This is a genomic window from Comamonas testosteroni TK102 (assembly GCF_000739375.1).
GTDB lineage: Bacteria > Pseudomonadota > Gammaproteobacteria > Burkholderiales > Burkholderiaceae_C > Comamonas > Comamonas brasiliensis.
The window spans coordinates 557,992-582,409 of the sequence record NZ_CP006704.1; the positions used below are offsets into that span (position 1 = coordinate 557,992).

A 24,418-nucleotide genomic window follows, 5' to 3' on the forward strand; every position below is an offset into this window, starting at 1 on the left:
GGAAAAATGAAAGACAGAACGCAAGTTCTAGTTATGCCGAAAAGGCGCAATCGAAAAGCTGATTGAAGACTCTATGAATTCGTTGGACTGAAGGTGAGCGAGATTAAGAAGTTAATCGAGGCGCCGTCAATCTGACAAAAAGTTTATGCCTGATGACCATAGCAAGTTGGTACCACTCCTTCCCATCCCGAACAGGACAGTGAAACGACTTTGCGCCGATGATAGTGCGGGTTCCCGTGTGAAAGTAGGTCATCGTCAGGCTCTTACGCCAAAACGCCTGGCTCACGCCAGGCGTTTTCTTCTCCCTCCTTGTGCTGAGGGGTGAGAAGAAAACGCAAAAACGTTTTAAAAGTACTGTGAAAACAGTGCTACAATTGAAGGCTTCGCTGATCGCAGCAAGCAACGAGATTCAAAGTCAAGCTTCTTGATTTTGCACTCGGTTCCTTAAAAAAATACAGCCGATAAGCGTGGGCGTTTGAGGGCAAGCAGCCAGTTCTTCGGAACAAACTCTTCGGAGTTATCAAACGCTCACAAAAACAGTAATGAGGAAGAATTGATTCTTCTTGATTCCGTCAAGTGAGTGAGCAGTCGAAAGACTTTAAATTCAAGATCGAACTATAGAGTTTGATCCTGGCTCAGATTGAACGCTGGCGGCATGCTTTACACATGCAAGTCGAACGGTAACAGGTCTTCGGATGCTGACGAGTGGCGAACGGGTGAGTAATACATCGGAACGTGCCTAGTAGTGGGGGATAACTACTCGAAAGAGTAGCTAATACCGCATGAGATCTACGGATGAAAGCAGGGGACCTTCGGGCCTTGTGCTACTAGAGCGGCTGATGGCAGATTAGGTAGTTGGTGGGGTAAAGGCTTACCAAGCCTGCGATCTGTAGCTGGTCTGAGAGGACGACCAGCCACACTGGGACTGAGACACGGCCCAGACTCCTACGGGAGGCAGCAGTGGGGAATTTTGGACAATGGGCGAAAGCCTGATCCAGCAATGCCGCGTGCAGGATGAAGGCCCTCGGGTTGTAAACTGCTTTTGTACGGAACGAAAAGCCTGGGGCTAATATCCCCGGGTCATGACGGTACCGTAAGAATAAGCACCGGCTAACTACGTGCCAGCAGCCGCGGTAATACGTAGGGTGCAAGCGTTAATCGGAATTACTGGGCGTAAAGCGTGCGCAGGCGGTTTTGTAAGACAGTGGTGAAATCCCCGGGCTCAACCTGGGAACTGCCATTGTGACTGCAAAGCTAGAGTGCGGCAGAGGGGGATGGAATTCCGCGTGTAGCAGTGAAATGCGTAGATATGCGGAGGAACACCGATGGCGAAGGCAATCCCCTGGGCCTGCACTGACGCTCATGCACGAAAGCGTGGGGAGCAAACAGGATTAGATACCCTGGTAGTCCACGCCCTAAACGATGTCAACTGGTTGTTGGGTCTTAACTGACTCAGTAACGAAGCTAACGCGTGAAGTTGACCGCCTGGGGAGTACGGCCGCAAGGTTGAAACTCAAAGGAATTGACGGGGACCCGCACAAGCGGTGGATGATGTGGTTTAATTCGATGCAACGCGAAAAACCTTACCCACCTTTGACATGGCAGGAACTTACCAGAGATGGTTTGGTGCTCGAAAGAGAACCTGCACACAGGTGCTGCATGGCTGTCGTCAGCTCGTGTCGTGAGATGTTGGGTTAAGTCCCGCAACGAGCGCAACCCTTGCCATTAGTTGCTACATTCAGTTGAGCACTCTAATGGGACTGCCGGTGACAAACCGGAGGAAGGTGGGGATGACGTCAAGTCCTCATGGCCCTTATAGGTGGGGCTACACACGTCATACAATGGCTGGTACAAAGGGTTGCCAACCCGCGAGGGGGAGCTAATCCCATAAAGCCAGTCGTAGTCCGGATCGCAGTCTGCAACTCGACTGCGTGAAGTCGGAATCGCTAGTAATCGTGGATCAGAATGTCACGGTGAATACGTTCCCGGGTCTTGTACACACCGCCCGTCACACCATGGGAGCGGGTCTCGCCAGAAGTAGGTAGCCTAACCGCAAGGAGGGCGCTTACCACGGCGGGGTTCGTGACTGGGGTGAAGTCGTAACAAGGTAGCCGTATCGGAAGGTGCGGCTGGATCACCTCCTTTCTGGAAAAATGCTGCTTCAAATTGAACGTCCACACTTATCGGTTGTTGGAACAAGCCAGGTGGCCTGCTGAGTGACAGCGGGCTGCATGGAATGGGTCTGTAGCTCAGCTGGTTAGAGCACTGTGTTGATAACGCAGGGGTCGTTGGTTCGAGCCCAACTAGACCCACCAAGATTCCAATATCTGGTTCGAGGATCCCGGGGGATTAGCTCAGCTGGGAGAGCACCTGCTTTGCAAGCAGGGGGTCGTCGGTTCGATCCCGTCATCCTCCACCAAAAATGATAGCGCCGAAAGGTGCTATAATCGTTGGCTCAGCAGATGTGAAGCGCAAGCGGATCGGAAGCAGAAAAAAACCAAATTCAATATAAAAGCAGTCTGCTTCAGACTGCTTTTATATTGATCTTTGATCAATAGGCTGTTCTTTAAAAATTCATAGAGTCGAAATCAGCGTTGCTGGTGGAAAGCACAAACCAAGGTTTGTGCACCGTGCCGCCAGCAACATTTTGATTGCGTCAAAACAGATATTTTGCGAATGCAAATTTATCTAGTAATGACGAATATTCTCTAAGCTGTATCGAAAGATGCAGCCAAAGATATTCACATTACGGCATAACGCGTGAGGTGCAAGACCTCACCAGTCTTTGAATACCAGGCTTTGATTCTCGCTAAGAGAATCCAAAGTTATAGGGTCAAGTGACTAAGAGCATATGGTGGATGCCTTGGCGATGATAGGCGACGAAAGACGTGATAGCCTGCGATAAGCTTCGGGGAGCTGGCAAATAAGCTTTGATCCGGAGATTTCTGAATGGGGGAACCCACCTCGCAAGAGGTATCGTGCACTGAATACATAGGTGCTCGAAGCGAACCTGGAGAACTGAAACATCTAAGTACCCAGAGGAAAAGACATCAACCGAGATTCCGATAGTAGTGGCGAGCGAATTCGGAAGAGCCTTGCAGTGATAGTCGATCAGTTAACAAAACGGCATGGAAAGGCCGACCATAGTGGGTGATAGTCCCGTATGTGAAAACCGATCGGTGGTACTAGGCTGCAGACAAGTAGGGCGGGGCACGAGAAACCCTGTCTGAATATGGGGGGACCATCCTCCAAGGCTAAATACTCATCATCGACCGATAGTGAACCAGTACCGTGAGGGAAAGGCGAAAAGAACCCCGGGAGGGGAGTGAAATAGATCCTGAAACCGTATGCTTACAAAAAGTCGGAGCCCTTCGGGGTGACGGCGTACCTTTTGTATAATGGGTCAGCGACTTACATTCAGTGGCAAGCTTAACCGAATAGGGGAGGCGAAGAGAAATCGAGTCCGAATAGGGCGATTAGTCGCTGGGTGTAGACCCGAAACCAAGTGATCTATCCATGGCCAGGATGAAGGTGCCGTAACAGGTACTGGAGGTCCGAACCCACTAATGTTGCAAAATTAGGGGATGAGCTGTGGATAGGGGTGAAAGGCTAAACAAACTTGGAAATAGCTGGTTCTCTCCGAAAACTATTTAGGTAGTGCCTCAAGTATTACCGTCGGGGGTAGAGCACTGTTTAGGCTAGGGGGTCATGGCGACTTACCAAACCTATGCAAACTCCGAATACCGACGAGTACAGCTTGGGAGACAGAGCACCGGGTGCTAACGTCCGGACTCAAGAGGGAAACAACCCAGACCGCCAGCTAAGGTCCCTAAAACGGGCTAAGTGGGAAACGAAGTGGGAAGGCTAAAACAGTCAGGATGTTGGCTTAGAAGCAGCCATCATTTAAAGAAAGCGTAATAGCTCACTGATCGAGTCGTCCTGCGCGGAAGATGTAACGGGGCTAAGCCAGTTACCGAAGCTGCGGATGTGCCATTTATGGCACGTGGTAGGAGAGCGTTCTGTAAGCCTGTGAAGGTGTCTGGTAACGGATGCTGGAGGTATCAGAAGTGCGAATGCTGACATGAGTAGCGTTAAAGGGGGTGAAAAGCCCCCTCGCCGTAAGCGCAAGGTTTCCTACGCAACGTTCATCGGCGTAGGGTGAGTCGGCCCCTAAGGCGAGGCAGAGATGCGTAGCTGATGGGAAACAGGTCAATATTCCTGTACCGATCAATAGTGCGATGTGGGGACGGAGAAGGTTAGCTCAGCCAACTGTTGGAATAGTTGGTTCAAGCGTGTAGTCGTGCTCTTTAGGCAAATCCGGAGAGCTAAGATGAGGCGTGATAACGAGTGTGCTTGCACACGAAGTGAGTGATACCCTGCTTCCAGGAAAAGCCACTAAGCTTCAGCTATTGACGACCGTACCGCAAACCGACACTGGTGCGCGAGATGAGTATTCTAAGGCGCTTGAGAGAACTCAGGAGAAGGAACTCGGCAAATTGACACCGTAACTTCGGGAGAAGGTGTACCCCAAGTAAGTGAAGTTGTACAAACGGAGCTCAAAGGGGTTGCAAAAAATTGGTGGCTGCGACTGTTTAATAAAAACACAGCACTCTGCAAACACGAAAGTGGACGTATAGGGTGTGACGCCTGCCCGGTGCTGGAAGATTAAATGATGGGGTGCAAGCTCTTGATTGAAGTCCCAGTAAACGGCGGCCGTAACTATAACGGTCCTAAGGTAGCGAAATTCCTTGTCGGGTAAGTTCCGACCTGCACGAATGGCGTAACGATGGCCACACTGTCTCCTCCTGAGACTCAGCGAAGTTGAAATGTTTGTGATGATGCAATCTCCCCGCGGAAAGACGGAAAGACCCCATGAACCTTTACTGTAGCTTTGTATTGGACTTTGAACGGATCTGTGTAGGATAGGTGGGAGGCTTTGAAGTGAGGTCGCTAGATCTCATGGAGCCGACGTTGAAATACCACCCTGGTGCGTTTGAGGTTCTAACCTGGATCCATTATCTGGATCGGGGACAGTGCATGGTAGGCAGTTTGACTGGGGCGGTCTCCTCCCAAAGCGTAACGGAGGAGTTCGAAGGTACGCTAGTTACGGTCGGACATCGTGACGATAGTGCAATGGCATAAGCGTGCTTAACTGCGAGACTGACAAGTCGAGCAGATGCGAAAGCAGGACATAGTGATCCGGTGGTTCTGTATGGAAGGGCCATCGCTCAACGGATAAAAGGTACTCTGGGGATAACAGGCTGATACCGCCCAAGAGTTCATATCGACGGCGGTGTTTGGCACCTCGATGTCGGCTCATCTCATCCTGGGGCTGTAGTCGGTCCCAAGGGTATGGCTGTTCGCCATTTAAAGAGGTACGTGAGCTGGGTTTAAAACGTCGTGAGACAGTTTGGTCCCTATCTTCCGTGGGCGCTGCAGATTTGAGGAAGCCTGCTCCTAGTACGAGAGGACCGGAGTGGACACACCTCTGGTGTACCTGTTGTCACGCCAGTGGCATCGCAGGGTAGCTAAGTGTGGAAGAGATAACCGCTGAAAGCATCTAAGCGGGAAACTCGTTTCAAGATGAGATCTGCCGGGGCCTTGAGCCCCCTGAAGGGTCGTTGTAGACCACGACGTTGATAGGCTGGGTGTGGAAGCGCAGTAATGCGTTAAGCTAACCAGTACTAATTGCCCGTGCGGCTTGACCCTATAACTTTGGGCAAGCCTGGAAAAATGAAAGACAGAACGCAAGTTCTAGTTATGCCGAAAAGGCGCAATCGAAAAGCTGATTGAAGACTCTATGAATTCGTTGGACTGAAGGTGAGCGAGATTAAGAAGTTAATCGAGGCGCCGTCAATCTGACAAAAAGTTTATGCCTGATGACCATAGCAAGTTGGTACCACTCCTTCCCATCCCGAACAGGACAGTGAAACGACTTTGCGCCGATGATAGTGCGGGTTCCCGTGTGAAAGTAGGTCATCGTCAGGCTCTTACAGTGAAAACCCCGTAGTCGCAAGATTACGGGGTTTTTTATTAGGTGCTTCAAAACGAGGAGCGCCTGTCGCATGCTGTCAAAGTATTGCAGCTTCAAAAATACCGGAAATCCATAAAAAGAGAGCGCTAGGCGCTCTCTTTTTATTCTTGCGTGGGTGCGTAGAAGCGCAGGATGCCGTTTTCATCCAGGCGCCGCGTCAGTTGTCGGCTGTACCAGAGATAGTGCAGGTGGGCCAGAGCCTCGCCCATGGCAAAAGTCATCTGGTGGGTGTCCAGCTGGCGTTTGAAGAGGATGGGAAGGATGTCGGCAGCGCTCAGTCCTTGCTGCCGGGAGGCTTGCATGATGTCGTTCAGGCGCTCCTGGTGGTGGTCGAGCAGCTGCTGGACACGGGTATGCAATCCTGTGAAGGGTTTGCCATGCGAGGGCAGAACATAGCTGTCCTGGGGGAGCTCGAAATAGCGCTTGAGCGATGTGAGAAACAGCTGCAGCGGATTGGCTTCGGGCTCGGAAGAATGCACGCTGACATTGGCGGAAATCCGGGGTAGAACCATGTCGCCGCTGATCAGTGTCTCGAGCTCGGCGCAGTACAGCGCCATGTGCTCCGGTGCGTGGCCATAGCCGGCAATGCATTGCCATGGGCGGCCGTTGATGTTGATCTGGTCGCCATCCATGATGCGGTGATAGATGTCGGGGATGGGGGCCACCAGGGAAGAGTAGTAGCTGCCACGGCCGCGCACATGGAGCAGAAATTCTTCATCTCTCTGTCCGTGCAGGCTGTAGAAGTCCGCACCGGACTCGCCACCGAAGCCATCCCTGTCCTTCATGGCGACGCGGGCGACGTTGTAATCGGTGGCGCTGATCCAGAGGGGGGCATTCCACTGCCGGCAGATCCAGCCGGCCAGGCCGATATGGTCGGGGTGCATGTGGGTGACGATGACACGCAAGATGGGCAGGCCTTGCAGCTCGGAGGCAAAGATCTGCTCCCATTGATCGCGCGCCTCGGTGCGGTTGACGCAGCAGTCGACGACCGTCCAGCCTTCGCGTGTCTGACCATGGAGATCCATCTGGCGATCACGCAGCAGCCAGAGGTTGATGTGGTCCAGGGCAAATGGCAAGGTCATGCGGATCCACTTGACGCCGGGTGCGACTTCCAGGGTCTGGGCCGGACCGGGCAAGGTATCGCCGAGCGGGTAATGAAGTGCGGATTCTTGGCTTGAGGTCATGAGGCTGTATTTCGTTTAGCATTGACGTTAACGTAAACGTCAGTTTTGTCAAAGCATTTTAGAGACCGGCCTGCCCCATGCAGTCGCCTGTGCGATGCAAGACTCGGAACTCCACGAAATCATGTCGACCATCTACACCATCAGCGATCTTGCCAAAGAGTTTGATCTCACGACCCGGGCCATCCGTTTTTATGAGGACATGGGCTTGCTGCAGCCCGAGCGCTCCGGCGCAGGCGGTCGCAACCGCGTGTACTCGTCCCGAGACCGCGCACGTCTGCGTCTGACACTGCGGGCCAAGCGCCTGGGACTGTCGCTGTCCGAGGCCAAGGAAATCATCGACATGTACGACAGCCCGCGCGATACGGGTGTGCAGTTGCGCAAATTTCTCGATGTACTGGCCATCCATCGCAAGCAGCTTGAAGCGCAGATGGCCGATCTGCAGGTGACTCTGGATGAGGTGCGAGAGCAGGAAAAAGAGGCACGCACACTGCTGAAAAGAAGCGAGAGCAAAAATGGCGCATAATTAACGTTTACGTAAACGTCAATTGAAGCGCTTCGCTGGAGAATTGCCCATGTCTGCTGCAGGTAGCACCGAGTCTCGTGATTTCGTCGATAGGGTGAGACAGAGCTTTGCCAAGCAAGGCGCGATGGCCACGATCGGTGCAGAGCTGACCCTGGTGGAGCCTGGCGCTGTGGATATCTGCCTGGACTGGGCTGCGGGCCTGACGCAGCAGCACGGCTTTCTGCATGCCGGCATGCTCTCCACTGCACTCGACTCGGCCTGCGGCTATGCGGGGCTGACGCTGATGCCAATGGATGCCGCAGTGCTCACCATCGAATTCAAGATCAATCTGCTGGCCCCGGCCAAGGGCCAGCGCTTTCGCATGGAGGGCCGGGTCATCAAGCCCGGGCGCACCATCACCGTATCCGAAGGCAAGGCATTTGCGATTGACCAGGGAAAAGAGAAGCTGGTTGCCACGATGAGCTGCACCCTGATGTGCGTGCAGCAGCGCGAAGGCATACAGCACTGACAAGACGATTCATCAGACCATATCTACAGGAGACAACCATGAGCCTTGCCAATCTGCCAGGACTGAACTTCCAGCTCGGTGAAGACATCGATGCGCTGCGCGATGCCGTGCGTGAATTTGCCCAGATCGAGATTGCTCCGCGTGCGGCCGAGATCGACCGCAGCGACCAGTTCCCCATGGATCTGTGGCGCAAGTTCGGCGAATTGGGCGTGCTCGGCATCACCGTCTCCGAGCAATATGGCGGTGCCGACATGGGCTATCTGGCGCATATGGTGGCGATGGAGGAAATCTCGCGCGCCAGTGCCTCCGTGGGCCTGTCCTATGGCGCTCACAGCAATCTGTGCGTGAATCAGATCAATCGCAACGGAAGCGAGGCGCAAAAGGCCAAGTATCTGCCCAAGCTCATCAGCGGCGAGCATGTGGGAGCTCTGGCCATGAGCGAGCCCGGCGCCGGCTCTGACGTGATCAGCATGAAGCTCAAGGCAGAGGACAAGGGTGGCTACTACCTGCTCAATGGCAGCAAGATGTGGATCACCAACGGGCCCGATGCCGACACCCTGGTGGTCTATGCCAAGACCGAGCCGGAGATGGGCGCGCGCGGCGTCACGGCCTTTCTGATCGAGAAGGGCATGCAGGGCTTCTCGATCGCGCAAAAGCTCGACAAGCTGGGCATGCGCGGCAGCCACACGGGCGAGCTGGTGTTCCAGAACGTGGAAGTGCCCGCAGAAAACATACTGGGCGGCCTGAACATGGGCGCCAAGGTCTTGATGAGCGGACTGGACTATGAGCGCGCCGTGCTGACCGGCGGCCCGCTGGGCATCATGCAGTCCGTCATGGACAATGTCGTCCCCTATATCCACGACCGCAAGCAGTTTGGCCAGAGCATCGGCGAGTTCCAGCTGGTCCAGGGCAAGGTGGCAGATATGTACACCGTGCTGCAAGCTGGCCGCTCTTTTGCCTATACGGTCGCTAAAAACCTGGATCTTCTGGGAACCGAGCATGTGCGCCAGGTTCGCAAGGACTGCGCCAGCGTCATCCTGTGGTGCGCCGAAAAGGCCACCTGGATGGCCGGCGAAGGCGTGCAAATCTATGGCGGCAATGGGTATATCAACGAGTATCCGCTCGGTCGCCTGTGGCGAGATGCGAAACTCTACGAGATTGGCGCTGGCACCAGCGAAATTCGCCGCATGCTCATAGGCCGCGAGCTGTTTGCTGAAACCTGCTGAAAAAGCGGGAGCTGCGCCGTTCTTTCAACCACAAAAAGAAGGATAGCTTCATGACAACGACCTCCATCGAAGAACTGTTTGTCCACAACCGCGAATGGGCAGACCAGATGGAGCGTGATCGTCCTGGTTTCTTTACCGGACTGATGGCGCAGCAAAAACCCAAATACATGTGGATAGGCTGCTCGGACAGCCGCGTGCCAGCCAACCAGATCACGGGTCTGGAGCCTGGCGAGGTCTTCGTGCACCGCAACGTGGCCAATGTGGTCGTACCCAGCGACCTGAACTGCCTGTCCACCATCCAGTACTCGGTCGATCATCTGAAGATCGAGCACCTGATGGTGGTGGGCCATTATGGCTGCGGCGGCGTGTATGCGGCGCTGAACAATCTGCGCCTGGGCCTGGTGGACAACTGGACCCGCCACGTGCGCGACGTGCGCGACAAGCACATCAAGCTGCTGGAAGGTATCTCCACCCAGTTCCGCCACGATGTGCTGTGCGAGCTCAATGCCATCGAGCAGGTGGTCAATGTGGCCCAGTCCACCGTCATGCAGGACGCCTGGGCCCGCGGCCAGAAGGTGACCCTGCACGGCTGGTGCTACAGCCTCAACAACGGCCACATCACCAACCTCGAAATGACCGTGCCAGGCGTGGGCGGTCTGGAGGATGTCTACAACAAGGCTGTCGAGAAGGTCGCTGCGCGCAAGCGTGACTGATCGCTGCCGCTGCGCAGTTGCAGCGCCCTCAGGCGGACCCAAGACCGGTGTCGCTTGTTCCGCTTGAGAGTGCTGATCACTTATTTGGAGCGACTGGCCCGCCATGTTTCCGCAACGACTGGACGCCCCCGAGGCCTATGCGATTGCGCAGGCCCTGATGCACGGCTACAACCAGCATTACCGCATGTTCAGTGCGGAGGCTGCCCGGGCCAAGCAACGCTTCGAGGCCATGGACTGGCCGGGCCAGCAGCAGGCTCAGCGTGAACGCATAGAGTTCTACGACCGCCAGGTGCGTGCCTGCATCCAGAGGCTGGAAGAGGAGTTTTCCGCCAGCCTGCAGAGCATGGCTGTCTGGCAGCAGGTCAAGCTCCATTACATCGGCCTGATGGTCGATCACCTGCAGCCCGAGCTGGCCGAGACCTTCTTCAACTCGGTCACCACCAAGATTCTGCACCGCACGCATTTCCAGAACGACTTCATCTTCGTGCGTGCGGCCGTCAGCACCGAATACCTCGAAAACACCGCGCCGGGGGCGGTACCCATCTACCGCGCCTATTACCCGGGCAATCTCGCCCAGCTCGAGGGTACGCTGCAGACCCTGTTCGAGCAGCTGCAGCTGCAATGCAGCTTCGAAAACCTGCCGCGCGACGTGCATCTGCTGGCCGAGCGCATACGCGAGAGGCTGGCAGGCCTGACGCTCAGGGCCAACTTCCAGCTCCAGGTGCTGTCCAGCCTGTTCTACCGCAACAAGGGGGCGTATCTGGTCGGCAAGATCATCACCGGCTATACCGAGCTGCCGCTGGCGATTCCCATACTGCATGGAGAGCAGGAGCAACTGATACTGCATGCGGCCCTGTTCGGCGAGGACGACCTGCATGCGCTGTTCAGCTTTGCGCGCGCCTACTTCATGGTGGAGATGGAAGTGCCCAGCGCCTATGTGAGCTTTCTGCGCAGCCTCATGCCGCGCAAGCCCAAGGCGGAAATCTATAACGCCCTGGGTCTGGCCAAGCAGGGCAAGACCCTGTTCTACCGCGACTTTCTGCATCATCTGCGCCATTCCAGCGATAAGTTGCGCATCGCGCCCGGCATCAAGGGCCTGGTCATGCTGGTGTTCGACCTGCCCAGCTTCCCCTATGTGTTCAAGCTCATCAAGGACCGTATCGCCAGCAGCAAGGATGTTTCGCGTCCTCAGGTCAAGGCCAAGTACCAGCTGGTCAAGAAGCATGACCGCGGCGGTCGCATGGCCGACACCATGGAGTACAGCCTGGTGGCCTTTCCCGAGGAGCGCTTCAGCGACGAACTGCTGGCCGAGCTGCAGGCCCAGGCCCCCGAGCAGATCGAGATCAGCGACCGTGATGGCGACGGGCAGATGGAAGTCATCATCAGCCACCTCTACATAGAGCGCCGCCTGGTGCCGCTGAACCTGTTCCTGATGGAGTGTCTGGCGGAAGCAGACACCAAGCCGGAGCGTCGCGCAGCCATGGAGCGGGCGATTCTCGAATACGGCAATGCCATCAAGGACCTGGTCGCCACGAATATCTTTCCCGGCGACATGCTGTGGAAGAACTTCGGCGTCACGCGCGGCGGCAAGGTGGTGTTCTACGACTATGACGAGATCGAATACCTGACCGATTGCAATTTCCGCCAGGTGCCGCAGCCACGCACTGAGGAAGAGGAGATGTCGGGCGACGTCTGGTACTCGGTCGGCCCCAGGGATGTCTTTCCCGAGACCTTCGGTCCTTTTCTGCTGGGCCACCCGGCCGTGCGCGACATCTTCATGCGCCATCACGCCGACTTGCTGGAGGCAGACTTCTGGCGTGCCCACCAGAGCCGCATCCGTGACGGCCATTTCCTGGACGTGTTTCCCTATGAGCGCAGCCGCTTTCTGCATGCCGGCGACGCAGGACTGGACACGCAGCGTTTCGAGAGTTCCGCCCATAGCCTCGTTTGAAGAGGCAGATCACATCCATCCATTTTTCAAGGAGACAAACCATGCATCAGGATCCCGTAGTCATCGTCAGCGCAGCCCGCACTCCCATGGGCGCGTTTCAGGGCGATTTTTCCGATCTGGCTGCCCATGATCTGGGCGGCGCCGCCATCAAGGCCGCGGTCGAACGTGCGGGCATCCGGCCCGAGCTGGTGGAGGAAGTGCTGTTCGGCAACTGCCTGATGGCCGGCCAGGGCCAGGCTCCGGCTCGTCAGGCCGGCTTCAAGGGCGGTCTGCCGCAGAGTACGGGCGCCGTGACCCTGTCCAAGATGTGCGGCGCGGGCATGGAGGCGACCATCCTGGCACATGACCAGCTCATCGCCGGCAGCCGCGAGGTGATGATTGCCGGCGGTATGGAGAGCATGACCAATGCTCCCTATCTGCTCAAGAAGGGGCGTGGCGGCTACCGCATGGGACATGACAAGATCTTCGACCACATGATGCTCGACGGTCTGGAAGACGCCTATGAAGCCGGCCGCTCCATGGGCACCTTCGGTGAGGACTGCGCCGCCAAATACCAGTTCACGCGCGAAGCGCAGGATGCGTTTGCCATTGCCAGCGTGCAGCGCGCCCAGGCCGCCGCGCAAAGCGGTGCTTTTGACGCCGAAATCACGCCCGTCACCGTCAAGACCCGCAAGGGCGACGTGACCGTCAGCGTTGACGAAGGCCCGGCCAAGGCCAAGCTGGACAAGATCTCCAGCCTCAAGCCTGCATTCAAGAAGGACGGCACCATCACGGCGGCGTCGAGCTCCAGCATCAACGATGGCGCTGCCGCCATGGTGCTGATGCGCGAGTCCACCGCCAAGCAGCTGGGCTGCAAGCCGCTGGCGCGCATCGTCTCGCATGCCACCTTTGCGCAGGCTCCCGAGTGGTTCACCACCGCGCCCGTCGGCGCGACCGAGAAGGCGCTGAAGAAGGCAGGCTGGGCCGTGGAGGATGTGGATCTGTGGGAGATCAACGAAGCCTTTGCCGTGGTGCCCATGGCGCTGATGGCCGATCTCAAGGTCTCGCATGACAAGGTCAACGTGAACGGCGGCGCCTGCGCCCTTGGACACCCGATTGGCGCCAGCGGCGCGCGCATTCTGGTCACCCTGCTGCACGCGCTGAAGACACGCGGCAAGAAGAAGGGCCTGGCCACGCTGTGCATCGGCGGCGGCGAGGCCACGGCCATGGCCGTTGAGCTGATCTGACGTCATTTGCTCAGAATCGTCACCAGTTTGCTCTACAGTGAACGCATGTTCAACGGATTGCACGCATTCGCGCTGAATGTGTGCAGTTCACATTGCGGAAATCATTCATGAGCGCAGACATTCACCACGACGAGAGCGAGACCATCAAGCCGCTGGAGCCGCAGCAGATTGATGCTTTCTGGGGCGATTTTTCCAACCAGCTGAGCCAGCTGGCGGAACTCGATCGTCAGGAGTTTGTGGAGAGCTCCAATGAGCTGCTGCAGCAATATGCGCCGGGCCTGAGCATGGAGCTGGAGGGCAAGCTCGGCGAAGCCGGCTCCCGTCTGGTGATTTCTGCCCATGGCAACACGGCGCAGTTCGAGAATGCGCAGGCCCTGGTGCGCCAGGCGCCACGTTTCGAGCATTACAGCGTGCAGGCGTTTCGCAGTCGCGCACTGGGCAGCAATTTCGGCATGCGCATGGACGGCTTCGAGCTGGCCTGCTCCGATATCCGCGTGGGCTACTACGATGCGGGAGGCATCATCGGGCTCAAGCTCTCGTTCGAGAAGCCCATAGCCCGGGACATGGCCGAGCATGCGCAGCACATGGCTTTCATCATGCTGGACCATGTACTGGGCGAGTGGGATTTTTCGGTGCGCGTGGGCCCGGTGGAATTTGTCGACGAGGCGGCGGCCGATGTCTACGGCTCCGCGCTGCTGTCGGAGTTTCCGCCGCTGTTCGATGGCTTCATCCGCCAGCAGCTGGGCCGCAGCTATGAATTCCCCCAGGAGGACAGCGACCGCTGGCTGTCTCTGGAAGTGCGCGCGCAGGATGCCGACGAGGACGCAGCCCCCGACATCCTGACCTTTCACGATGGTGCCAATGCCGTGGCCACGCGCGCCGATCTGTCGCACTTCATGGAGTGGCGCTTCAGCTTCTCCAGCCAGCAGGAGCTGGACGGCGTGCGCGATGCCCAGGATGCGCTGGACGAGCAGCTCAGCCGCGAGCAGCGCGGCATTCTGGCCTTCTCGCGCGTGGAAAACATGAGTGCCCGCGTGGCCACCTACTATGTGGAGGACCCGGCCCATGCGGTGCAGCTGGCCGGACAGCTGGGCCGCCAGCATGTGCCGGATCTGGAGGGCGAGCTCAGCGTGAGCTTCGACCCTTCCTGGAACGAGTTCCTGTCGCTGTACGCAGCCATCCACCGCAATGACCGTCCCGAGGAGGTGCTGGCCTCATGATCACATCGCGCGAGCAACTGATGCAGTTGTATGACCCTCCGGCCGAGCGCGCGTTGCTCAAGCAGCAGTGGGAGCTCGACAGGCACTGTCTGCGCTTCATCGCGCTGTCGCCCTTCCTGGTCATGGCCACGGGCGGTGCCGGCGGGGCCCTGCTCGATGCCTCGCCGCGCGGCGGCAAGCCGGGCTTCGTCAAGGCGCCCGATGCCAATACCTTGCTCATTCCCGATGCGGGCGGCAACAACCGGCTCGACAGCCTGAGCAATCTGCTCGACGATCCGCGCCTGGGCCTGCTGTTCCTTGTGCCGGGCTTTGACGAAACCCTGCGCGTCAACGGCAGCGCCCAGCTGCGCGACGAGGCGCATTACACGGCCTTGTTCGCCAGCGACCATTTCCGCCCCAAGCTGGTGATCGAAGTCCATGTGCAGGAAGCCTATCTGCACTGTGCCAAGGCGCTGATGCGCTCGCGCCTGTGGAGCGAGGAGGCCAGGGTGGCACGCAACGTCATGCCCTCGCTCAATCAGATCATCCATGCGCAGATGGGGCTGACGGCCCAGCCCGAGTCGCAGGAAAGCATGGTGGCCCGTTATGGGGCCATGATTGCCGCCGAGCAGATCAAGAAAAATTGATAGCTGCTTGCGCTTTTCATGAAAGGATTCTGAATGAAAAACACCTTGAAACCTCATATTCATAGGCGCAAGAAGCTATGGCTTTGATACTCATCATGGGCGCGTCGCGCGGCCTGGGCCGAGCCCTGGCCGAGGCCTATCTGGCGCAAGGCCATCAGGTGATTGCCACCGTGCGCAAGGCCGAGGACAAGGCCGATCTGCAGGCACGCGGTGCCCGGGTGCTGCAGGTCGATCTGGCCGATCCGGCCAGCGTCAGCGGCCTGGCCTGGCAGCTCGAAGGGGCCAGCATCGATATCGCGCTGTACGTGGCCGGTGTCTGGGACGGTCATGACGCAGGCGTGCCGCCTACCCAGCAGCAGTTCGATCTGGTGATGCACAGCAATGTGCTGGGCTTCATGCAGGCCCTGCCGCAGATTGCGCCCATGGTGCAGGAGGCCGGCGGCGTGATCGGCGCCTTCTCCAGCGGCATGTCCCTGCTGGGTGATGCGGACGAGAGCGCCTGGCTGTACCGCGTCAGCAAGGCTGCGCTCAATATGGCCGTGGTCTCGGCCTGCCGCCAATGGCCGGGCCTGACACTGCTGGCGCTGGACCCGGGCTGGGTGCAGACCGAGATGGGCGGTGCTGCGGCCCCGCTGTCGGTGAGCCAAAGCGTGCAGGGGCTGATGCAGGCCCTGGCGCAGGTCAAGCCCGAAGACCGTGGTCAGCTGCTGCGCCACGACGGCAGATACATCCAGCTTCTAGACGCCTAGCCCAGGCTGAACAAAGGGCATATAGCTATAAATATCGGAGACAACATGCTGCTGAACCAGGACCAGGAAATGATCCGCGACGCTTTGCGCGATTTTGTGCGCGAGCAGATCACCCCCCATGCCGCGCGCTGGGACAAGGAACATGAGTTCCCCAAGGAGGTGCACCAGGGGCTGGCCGCTCTCGGTGCCTATGGCATCTGCGTGCCCGAGGAACTCGGCGGTGCGGGCCTGGACTATGTGAGCCTGGCCTTGGTGCTTGAGGAAATCGCAGCCGGCGATGGCGGCACCAGCACCGTCATCAGCGTGACCAACTGCCCGGTCAATGCCATCCTGATGAAGTACGGCAATGCCGGCCAGCAGGAGCAATGGCTGCGCCCGCTGGCGCAGGGGCAGATGCTGGGTGCCTTCTGCTTGACCGAGCCCCATGTGGGCAGCGATGCCTCGGCGTTGCGCACCACGGCCGTGCGCGATGGTGGCGACTACGTGATCAACGGCGTCAAGCAGTTCATCACCAGTGGCAAGAATGGCGATGTGGCCATCGTCATTGCCGTCACCGACAAGGCGGCGGGCAAGAAGGGCATGAGCGCCTTCATCGTGCCCACCCGCAATCCCGGCTACCAGGTGGCACGCCTGGAGGACAAGCTGGGCCAGCACAGCAGCGATACGGCGCAGATCAATTTCGAGAACTGCCGCATTCCCGCCGCGAACCTGATCGGGGCCGAGGGCGAGGGCTACAGGATTGCTCTGTCGGCGCTGGAGGGCGGGCGTATCGGCATTGCCGCGCAAAGCGTGGGCATGGCGCGTGCCGCCTTTGAATGTGCACTGCAGTACAGCAAGGAGCGCGAGAGCTTTGGCCAGCCCATCTTCAACCATCAGGCCGTGGGTTTCAGGCTTGCCGACTGCGCCACGCAGATCGAAGCGGCCCGTCAGCTGATCTGGCATGCCGCCAGCCTGCGCGATGCGGGTCTTCCCTGCCTCAAGGAAGCTGCCATGGCCAAGCTCTTTGCCAGCGAGATGGCCGAGCGCGTATGCAGCGCCGCCATCCAGACCCTGGGCGGCTATGGCGTGGTGAGCGACTTCCCCGTGGAACGCATCTACCGCGATGTGCGCGTATGCCAGATCTACGAGGGCACCAGCGATGTGCAGAAGATCCTGATCCAGCGGGCGCTGGCCTGACGGGCTCCTGGGGGCAAAAGAGCGGCCTTGTCAACTGCCGCGCCGGGGCGCTGTGGCGCACCTGGGGACGCGCCGGTTGCCGACGTCACAAGGCCTGCTTAGGATGTGCTCAGCGGGAATGGTAACCTGCAGAGTCTTCAACCATTTGCAGCAGGAGTCCGGCATGCCTTTTGCCCAGGTCAATGGTCAGAATATCTACTACGAGGACACGGGAGGGCGCGGCCCGGCCCTGGTGTTCTCGCACGGCCTGCTCATGGATCACACCATGTTCGAGCCGCAGATACAGGCTTTGCAGGGGCAGTATCGCTGCATCAGCTGGGACGAACGCGGCCACGGGCAGACTGCGGATCCCGAGCATTGCGAGGCCTTCAGCTACTACGACTCGGCCGACGATCTGGCCGCCCTGCTCAAGTACCTGGGCGTGGAAAAGGCCGTGCTCGTGGGCATGTCGCAAGGCGGCTATCTCTCGCTGCGCTGCGCGCTGATTCACCCCGATGTCGTGGGCGCGCTGGTGCTGATCGACACCCAGGCCATGCTGGAGGATCCCGAGCAGATGCCGCACCACGAGGCGCTGCTCAAGGCCTGGATGGAGCATGGTCTCTCGGACGACATGGCGACCATCGTGGAGCACACGATCCTGGGCCAGGGCTGGCCCGGGGCTGCGCAGTGGCGCGCCAAATGGAAGCAGGCCTCGCCGATCAATCTGGGGCAGAGCTTTGCGACGCTGGCGCTGCGCGACGACATCAGCCCGCGCCTGGCCGAGATCAAGGTGCCGGCACTGGTGATTCATGGTGACAAGGATGCGGCCATCGGCGTGGAGCGCGCGCGCGCCATGTTCAAGGGCCCGCCCCATGCCCAGTGGGTGGATGTGGCAGGCGCAGGCCATGCGGCCAATCTCACGCACCCCGAACCCGTGAACGCGGCCATCAGGCAGTTCCTGGACGGCCTGCACTGAGGCTCAGGCCTCCCCGAGCTCGGCCATGCTGCGCTTGCGCAGCACCACGGTGATCTGGCCGTTGGTCTCTATCGTGGCGCGCTCCACCTCATGCGCGTTGAGACAGCCATTGGCGCGCAGGGCCGCTGACAGGTCTTCGCTCGTGATCTGCTCCTGCATCATCAGACCGGGCTGCACCACGCCCTGGTGAATCAGGACCTTGGGCCTGCCATTTACCAGCTTGCGCAGCCGGGCAAAGCGGTAACTCAGGTGCGAGAGCAGCGCATGGCAGCCCAGCAGCGTGGCGGCACTGATCAGGCCGCCGATCAGCGAGTTGTCGCCCGCGTTCATGGAGTTCTGTACCGCGTTGGACAGAATCAGCAGCAGCACCAGATCGAAAGGGGCGTACTGCCCGGTCTGGCGCCTGCCGGTCAGGCGCAGAAACACCAGCAGGAACAGGTAGACGCAGACTCCGCGAATCATGAACTCCCACCAGGGAACCAGCATGGAAAACATAGGCAGACCTTTGAGCAGCGAGCTGTGAACTGCTGCTACTGTGCTCTGGGGCGAGCGACTGTGCAAGCCGGCGGGCTCGTCTTGGCCGACAATGCAGCATTGCCAATCAAGAGTGCCAAAGTTGTGAAAGAAGCCGATAAAAAGCGGGACTGTCCTTGCGGACGCAAGAATGCCAAGGATCGGTCGCTGGCCTATGCCGATTGCTGCGGCCGCTATATCGATCACTGGGACACCCGGCCCGCTCCCGATGCCGAGGCTTTGATGCGCTCACGCTATACGGCCTTCGTGTCTGAGAACCAGGAATACTTGCAAGCCACCTGGCATGCCAGCCAGCGCCCGGCGCAGCTGGATTTCGATGCCGCCACCAAATGGCTGGGATTGGAGGTAAAGCAGTTCAGGCCGACCGGCGAGGCCTCGGCGGAGGTCGAATTCGTCGCCCGCTACCGCCTGGCGGGTCGCGCCGTGCGTCTGCATGAGCGCAGCCGCTTCGTGCTCGATGCCGGGCGCTGGTTCTACGTCGATGGCGAGCAGTTCTGAAGGTGCTTCGGCCGAGCTGACCCGGCTGCAGGCCGGTCTGCGCCTGTTGCAGTCACTGGCTTCGCGTGGCTCCTCCGAAATCGCGGCCTTGCTGATTCCGGCGCTGCTGCTGTGGGTCAGCACCCGCAACAGTCCCGCCGTCAGCGCAGGGCTGGCCTGGTGGTGGGGACTGATGGTCCTCATGGCACTGGGTTTTTTGCTGTTCCGCCGCTCGCTGCATCGCCAGTGGCGGTCGGCGCGCGACTGGGAGCCGCCACGACTGCAGGCCGCATTGACCGCATGGCAGCGGCAGCTGGCGCTGGCCGCGTTGATCAATGGCCTGCTCTGGGTCAGCGTGCTCGCATTTACCTGGGGCGAAAGCCATAGCGAGCTGCGCCTGCTGATCTATCTGGTGCTGCTCGGCGTGATGGCATCGGCCGCCACTTTTCTGGCGCCGGTGCCGCAGGTGTTCGCGGCCTTCATGGCGGGCATCTACCTGCCCATGCTGCTGTGCACGCTGCATTACTTTCCGCACAAAGGTCCTTATCTGCTGCCGCTGCTGCTGTTGTATGGCGCCATACTCGCCCGCCACGCCTGGGGCGCACGGCGTTTTGTGCAGCAGCAGATGGCGCATGAGCTGGAGCGCCAGGCGCTGGCAGAGCGCTACCGCGAAGCCAAGGAGCAGGCCGAGAATGCACTGGCCGAAAAGAACTGGTTTATCTCCGCCGCCAGCCACGATCTGCGGCAACCCCTGCATGCCATGGGTCTGATGCTCCAAGCCGCTCATCAGCGCAATCAGGATGACGATCTGGCGCAGCTGCTGCAGGAAATGCAGGCCTGCACGCGCGACCTGGGATCCATGTTCAATGACCTGATGGACCTGTCGCGCCTGGAGGGCGACAGCTTCGCACCACAGTGGCAGGCGGTCCCCATGAAGGCGGTGCTTGACGAAGCCCAACGCCTGTTTGCGCGCGACGCAGCGCAGCGCGGGCTGCGTCTGCGCGTCAGGCAGCCAGCCCATATGCCGGCGCTGTGTACGGATGCGGTGCTGCTGCGGCAGATGGTTTTCAATCTGCTGCAGAACGCGCTGCGCTACACCGAAGAGGGCGGGGTGCTGCTGGTGCTGCGGCGTCGGCAGGGACGCTGGTTGCTGCAGGTCTGGGACAGCGGCTGCGGCATGAGCGAGCAGGAATGCGCGCAGGTCTTCATGCGCCACTATCGCAGCCCTGGCCGGCGGCTGCGCGATGCTAGAGAGGGCGTGCCGGCACCATTGCGCGGGCGTGGCCTGGGCCTGTCCGTGGTGGCGCTGGCGGCGCAACGTCTGGGCGTGGAATATGGCGTGCAGTCGCTGCCGGGCAAGGGTTCTTGTTTCTGGCTGCGCTGGCCGCAAGATGCCGAGCAATGGCAGGCTTCGTCAGCGCTGCCGACGCCGCCGCCCTTGTCCGGGCAGCCGTGGTTCGCCCCCCTGTCAGGGCGCTGTCTGGTCGTGGAAAGCGATGCACAGCTGGCCCCGGTGCTGGTGCGGATCTTGCAGAGTTGGGGCGTTCAGGTGCAAAGAGCGGCCGATCTGTCCGAGGCGCAGCAACTGCTGGCCGGTGGCTGGCAGCCGGACTTCGTGCTGTGTGATCAGCGGCTCAAGGATGGTGCCCGCGGAATGGACTGCCTGATGCAGCTGCTGGACGAGCATCCACAGGCCAGCGGGGCCTTGATGAGCGGTGACGAGGCGGTGCTGGAGCAGGTGCAGGATCAGGGCTATCTGGCCCTGGCGACGCCCTTGCAGCCCGATCAGCTGCACGCCGTGCTGGCGCGCTGCATGGCGAGCCGCCAGGCTGCCTAGTCCAGATCGACCTCGATGCCGCGCATGCGTGTGATCAGCGCCACGCGGTTGCTGGCACCCAGGCGTTGCAGCAGGGCGGTGACATGCTCCTTGACCGTGTATTCGGACAGGTTCAGGGCCTGTGCGATGGCTCGGTTGGGCTTGCCTTGCAGCAACAGGCTCAGCACCTGGGACTGACGCGCCGTGATGCCCAGCTCTCTGGCGCTCATGTGCAAGGTGCTGCCCGCAGCGGATGCTGGCGGTGCGGCAGGAATGGGAGGCAGAGCCTCGAACCAGGAGCGGCCGGACAGCAGGGCTTGCACGGCCATTTGGAACACCTGAGCCGTGCTGCTCTTGTGCACAAAGCCATGTACACCCGCGGCTGCGGCCTTGTTGACGATGGCCGGGTGCTTGTCGCCGCTGGTCACCAGGATGCGCGTACCGGGCGCCAAGGCCAGGATGCTGTGCACGAACTCCAGTGATGCGCCATCTTCCAGCCAGAAATCCATCACGGTGATGACGGGCTCGCCCAGCGCAGCAATCACGGCCAGGGCCTCGTTGCCGTGGGCAGCACAGCGCACCTGGCGTACGCCGGCGCTGGTCATCAGTACCTGGGCCATGCCTTCGGCGACCAGTGGATGGTCATCCACCACCAGTGCATAGGGGGGCGCGCTCAGCTGGGTAATGCTCAGAATTTGCGGTAGATCGGGCATGAGCGTTCCTTTGGGGCTTGGTAACAAAGACCCCTCATCGGTAGGGAGCCAACTGGTGGCAAGCCTTCCGACAATGACTGTAAGACGACGCTGATGCTTATCTCTCAGTGTCGGGATATGGACATTTTCAACCAACATCAGGACTGAGGAGCAAGCCCGTGCCATCTCTCACGCAAATCACCCGTAGAACCGCAGCCCTGCTGCTGATTTCCACCCTGGCTGCCTGTGGCGGTGGCGGCGGCGACGGAGGCAGCGGCGCAGGCTCAGGAGGCGGCTCCGAAGGCGGCGGCAATACGGGAGGCGGGGACAACGGCGGCGGCAACAATGGTGGAGGTACCGGCGGCGGCACCGGCAATCAGGCCGTCACGGGGACCTACAAGATGGGCGGCCAGACGGCCACCAGCCATGCGCAGATGCTGGATGCCGCCAACAGCATGGGTGCCGACGGCTATGCGCTGTTCAGCTCCCTGGCGGGCTCGATCAGCCCAACCAGTACGGAGATCGGCGACTTCTATCTCACGGATACCGCGCATGCAGGCCGCAAGTTCAGCTATGTCAATCCTGCAGCGCAGCCATCGCGCACCGCCTTTCTGGCCCAGCTGAACCAACAGGGCAGCAGCGGCTATATGTACAAGTCCGATGCCGTGTTCAGCGATGTCAGCGACATCCGCAGCGTCTATGTCAAGGACAACAGCCGCAGCGACCAGTTCAGCTACCGGACGGTGACGCCCGTGGCCACGACCGCCGAAGCCTTTGCCACGGAGCTCAACGGCCAGGGCGCCGAAGGCTATCGCTATCTGGGTCCCCAGATCGTCAACAACGAGCTGTTCAGCCTGTATGCCAAGCGCAATGACAGCGTCACCTATACCTATCAGGTCGACAAGGTCGGCAGCGCATCCTCGGCTGCCGATGCTGCAGAAATGAGAACGCGCCTGGCACAGAAGGGTGCGGACGGCTGGTTCATCCGCGGCACGCAGGGGCTGGGCGGCGACCCGATGAACTTGAACTATGTGGATGTCTTCGAGAAAAGCTCGGCGCAGAATGGCGCCATCGAATATCTGGTCGAGGCCTCGGCAAGCAGTGATTCGCTCACGACCCAGCTGAGCAATATGAATGCCAATGCGGCCAACGGCTTCTTCTATTTCAGCGGCATCATGACTGCCGACAACAAGACCAGCACCATCTACGTCAAGAACAGCGCGTGGATGATCAATCCGCTCGCCGGAGTGACCTTCCCCTGAACCCGAAAAGGGCGTGAGCGCATAATCACGCCCTCCGTTTCTTGATACTAGGCGCCGTTGGGCGCCTTTTTCGCATCTTCCGATGCGCTGGTAATGTTCCCATGACTGCTTTTGACGCTGTGCTTTTCGACTGTGACGGTGTGCTGGTGGACAGCGAATCCATCACCAATCGCGTGCTGTGCACCATGCTCAACGAATCCGGCTGGGCGATCAGCCAGGAACAGTGCACGCGTGACTTCATCGGCAAAACGGTACGCAGCCAGGCGACCGTGATCGAGGCCCATACCGGCAAGCCGCTGACCGATGCCTGGATGGCAGAGTTCTACGAGCGCCGCAATGCCGCGCTGAGTGCCGAGCTGGTAGCCATCGACGGCGCACTGGAAGCGGTCAGGCAGATTCATGCACTGTGCGATGGACGCATTGCCTGCGCCTCCGGTGCGGACCGTGCCAAGGTGGAGATGCAGCTCACCAAGGCGGGCATGGCGCCTTATTTCGAAGGCCATGTCTACAGCGGTCATGAAATGCCGCGCAGCAAGCCCTTCCCCGATGTGTATCTGGCTGCGGCCGAGGCGCTGAAGGCCGATCCTGCCAGGTGCCTGGTGATCGAGGACACCATGACCGGGGTTCAGGCCGGCGTGGCAGCAGGTGCCACCGTCTGGGGCTATTTCCCGGCCGACCAGGGCCATGCCACGGCAGAGCAACTGCTCGAGGCTGGCGCCGCGTGCGTGTTCGGCGACATGGGCGATCTGCCCGCCATGTTCGACGCCGTGCGCAGGAGTGCCGCCAGCGCCTTGGCCGGCGATGTCGACGAGCACGACCTGCGCTGAAGCACTCTCAGTCCCAGATCGACAGCGCCTCGCGCAGCTGCTTCATGGGCTGATCGTCGATCACGCTGTTGTGCAGCAGTATCACGCGCTGCACGGGCCAGCTTTCGACCTGCTTCACCCAGCTGCGCACGGCGGCCCTGTCCCTGACCAGCAGGCGCACGGTGCGCGGCACGGTCAGGCGCTCATGCCCGCCCGTCAGGCCCAGATACATGCGTACCGGCAGGCTTAGCGGTCCCTGCCAGCATTGCAGCACGTCGGTGGCTATGAGGCTGCCGCTGGCCGGGTGGAACCACAGCGTCTCGTCGAGCATGGGAAGGCCGTCCAGCCGCAGGCATTGCAGCTGGCCCGCCCAGGGCGCCTCGGAGTCTGGCGGCAAGGGCTCCAGCAGCGGCAGATCGGGGCGCTTGCGCAGCACGCCCTGGGTGCCATAGATCCGGGCCTGGGGATAAAGCCTGGCCAGCTTGCCCACGAACAGATGGTGCATGGCGCTGGGGGCCACAATGGCTTGCAGCGGCCCCAGGGCATCGAGCGCCGCTTTCTGCCCGTCCGTCAACGGTACGGCAGAGTGCGAGAACAAGCTGCCGTCGGCCAGCCGGATCACGGTCATGCGGGTGCTGACCTTCATTCCTGCATTGCTGAAGTGATAGCTGAGAGCCCAGACTCCGTCAGCGATTGCCCGCCAGGTTTCTGTGGATTTGTGCACGGCGAACTCCTTTGCG

19 protein-coding genes, 2 tRNA genes and 4 rRNA genes are annotated in these 24,418 nt (G+C 59.8%); 21 read left to right on the top strand and 4 right to left on the bottom strand.

Going from position 1 to position 24,418, the window contains the following annotated elements:
* The first annotated feature begins 148 nt into the window (after positions 1-148).
* From rrf (O987_RS02550) to rrf (O987_RS02575), 6 genes are all read left to right on the top strand, one after another.
* A 5S ribosomal RNA gene (gene rrf / locus O987_RS02550) occupies positions 149-261 on the top strand.
* Between the two features lie 351 nt (positions 262-612).
* Positions 613-2,145 (top strand): 16S ribosomal RNA (locus O987_RS02555).
* Positions 2,146-2,238: 93 nt separating this feature from the next.
* Positions 2,239-2,315, top strand: a tRNA-Ile gene (locus O987_RS02560).
* Between the two features lie 28 nt (positions 2,316-2,343).
* Positions 2,344-2,419 (top strand) — tRNA-Ala (locus tag O987_RS02565).
* A 412-nt stretch (positions 2,420-2,831) separates the two neighbouring features.
* Positions 2,832-5,709, top strand: a 23S ribosomal RNA gene (locus O987_RS02570).
* A gap of 166 nt (positions 5,710-5,875) precedes the next feature.
* Positions 5,876-5,988 (top strand): 5S ribosomal RNA (rrf, locus tag O987_RS02575).
* The 16S, 23S and 5S rRNA genes sit together here with 2 tRNA genes alongside, the layout of an rRNA operon.
* 147 nt (positions 5,989-6,135) lie before the next feature.
* On the opposite strand, the gene O987_RS02580 is transcribed toward rrf (O987_RS02575), so the two are convergent.
* Complete coding sequence (locus tag O987_RS02580) at positions 6,136-7,218, bottom strand: MBL fold metallo-hydrolase (RefSeq protein WP_043370724.1); 1,083 nt, start codon at positions 7,216-7,218, stop codon at positions 6,136-6,138.
* A 121-nt stretch (positions 7,219-7,339) separates the two neighbouring features.
* On the opposite strand from O987_RS02580, the gene O987_RS02585 reads away from it, so the two are divergent.
* The 11 genes from O987_RS02585 (at position 7,340) to O987_RS02635 (ending at position 18,091) form a co-directional block, all read left to right on the top strand.
* Positions 7,340-7,741 carry a MerR family transcriptional regulator gene (locus O987_RS02585; protein WP_003061601.1) on the top strand — a complete coding sequence of 134 codons (402 nt, stop codon included), beginning with the start codon at positions 7,340-7,342 and terminating at the stop codon, positions 7,739-7,741.
* Positions 7,742-7,790: 49 nt separating this feature from the next.
* Positions 7,791-8,249: a PaaI family thioesterase gene (locus O987_RS02590; RefSeq protein ID WP_019042456.1), complete on the top strand. Its 459-nt coding sequence runs from the start codon at positions 7,791-7,793 to the stop codon at positions 8,247-8,249.
* A gap of 38 nt (positions 8,250-8,287) precedes the next feature.
* On the top strand, positions 8,288-9,475 hold the full coding sequence (locus O987_RS02595) for an isovaleryl-CoA dehydrogenase (protein ID WP_003059109.1): 1,188 nt from the start codon (positions 8,288-8,290) through the stop codon (positions 9,473-9,475).
* Positions 9,476-9,525: 50 nt separating this feature from the next.
* Positions 9,526-10,188, top strand: coding sequence for a carbonate dehydratase (can, locus tag O987_RS02600; protein ID WP_003059108.1), 663 nt, complete (start codon positions 9,526-9,528; stop codon positions 10,186-10,188).
* Between the two features lie 103 nt (positions 10,189-10,291).
* On the top strand, positions 10,292-12,139 hold the full coding sequence (aceK, locus tag O987_RS02605) for a bifunctional isocitrate dehydrogenase kinase/phosphatase (RefSeq protein ID WP_043370725.1): 1,848 nt from the start codon (positions 10,292-10,294) through the stop codon (positions 12,137-12,139).
* A gap of 41 nt (positions 12,140-12,180) precedes the next feature.
* Positions 12,181-13,365, top strand: coding sequence for an acetyl-CoA C-acyltransferase (locus O987_RS02610; protein WP_003059103.1), 1,185 nt, complete (start codon positions 12,181-12,183; stop codon positions 13,363-13,365).
* A gap of 107 nt (positions 13,366-13,472) precedes the next feature.
* On the top strand, positions 13,473-14,585 hold the full coding sequence (locus O987_RS02615) for a hypothetical protein (protein WP_043370726.1): 1,113 nt from the start codon (positions 13,473-13,475) through the stop codon (positions 14,583-14,585).
* A complete protein-coding gene (locus tag O987_RS02620; RefSeq protein ID WP_003059100.1) occupies positions 14,582-15,211 on the top strand; it encodes an MSMEG_1061 family FMN-dependent PPOX-type flavoprotein in 630 nt (209 codons plus the stop codon). The genes O987_RS02615 and O987_RS02620 overlap by 4 nt, the downstream gene beginning before the upstream one ends.
* Before the next feature lie 77 nt (positions 15,212-15,288).
* The gene (locus tag O987_RS02625; protein ID WP_003059099.1) at positions 15,289-15,960 is read left to right on the top strand and encodes an SDR family oxidoreductase; all 672 of its coding nucleotides are present in this window, start codon (positions 15,289-15,291) and stop codon (positions 15,958-15,960) included.
* Between the two features lie 45 nt (positions 15,961-16,005).
* Positions 16,006-17,136: an acyl-CoA dehydrogenase family protein gene (locus tag O987_RS02630; RefSeq protein ID WP_019042454.1), complete on the top strand. Its 1,131-nt coding sequence runs from the start codon at positions 16,006-16,008 to the stop codon at positions 17,134-17,136.
* A 163-nt stretch (positions 17,137-17,299) separates the two neighbouring features.
* Positions 17,300-18,091 carry an alpha/beta fold hydrolase gene (locus tag O987_RS02635; RefSeq protein ID WP_043376028.1) on the top strand — a complete coding sequence of 264 codons (792 nt, stop codon included), beginning with the start codon at positions 17,300-17,302 and terminating at the stop codon, positions 18,089-18,091.
* 3 nt (positions 18,092-18,094) lie between these two features.
* On the opposite strand, the gene O987_RS02640 is transcribed toward O987_RS02635, so the two are convergent.
* Positions 18,095-18,586, bottom strand: coding sequence for a DUF421 domain-containing protein (locus O987_RS02640; protein ID WP_043370728.1), 492 nt, complete (start codon positions 18,584-18,586; stop codon positions 18,095-18,097).
* A 123-nt stretch (positions 18,587-18,709) separates the two neighbouring features.
* Between O987_RS02640 and O987_RS02645 the strand changes: the two genes are divergently transcribed.
* The gene (locus O987_RS02645; protein ID WP_043376030.1) at positions 18,710-19,123 is read left to right on the top strand and encodes a YchJ family protein; all 414 of its coding nucleotides are present in this window, start codon (positions 18,710-18,712) and stop codon (positions 19,121-19,123) included.
* On the top strand, positions 19,107-20,939 hold the full coding sequence (locus O987_RS02650) for a hybrid sensor histidine kinase/response regulator (protein ID WP_043370730.1): 1,833 nt from the start codon (positions 19,107-19,109) through the stop codon (positions 20,937-20,939). The genes O987_RS02645 and O987_RS02650 overlap by 17 nt, the downstream gene beginning before the upstream one ends.
* Here the strand turns inward: O987_RS02650 and O987_RS02655 are convergent.
* Positions 20,936-21,631, bottom strand: coding sequence for a response regulator transcription factor (locus tag O987_RS02655; protein ID WP_003059077.1), 696 nt, complete (start codon positions 21,629-21,631; stop codon positions 20,936-20,938). The two genes, O987_RS02650 and O987_RS02655, sit on opposite strands and share 4 nt — an antisense overlap.
* Positions 21,632-21,789: 158 nt before the next feature.
* Here O987_RS02655 and O987_RS02660 point away from each other — a divergent pair, with 158 nt between their 5' ends.
* A complete protein-coding gene (locus tag O987_RS02660) occupies positions 21,790-22,872 on the top strand; it encodes a hypothetical protein (RefSeq protein WP_043370732.1) in 1,083 nt (360 codons plus the stop codon).
* Positions 22,873-22,973: 101 nt separating this feature from the next.
* Entirely contained in the window at positions 22,974-23,699 is a 726-nt protein-coding gene (locus O987_RS02665) for an HAD family hydrolase (protein WP_003059073.1), read from the top strand.
* Positions 23,700-23,706: 7 nt separating this feature from the next.
* Here the strand turns inward: O987_RS02665 and O987_RS02670 are convergent, their stop codons facing one another.
* On the bottom strand, positions 23,707-24,402 hold the full coding sequence (locus O987_RS02670) for a DUF4336 domain-containing protein (protein WP_043370733.1): 696 nt from the start codon (positions 24,400-24,402) through the stop codon (positions 23,707-23,709).
* Positions 24,403-24,418 lie beyond the last annotated feature (16 nt).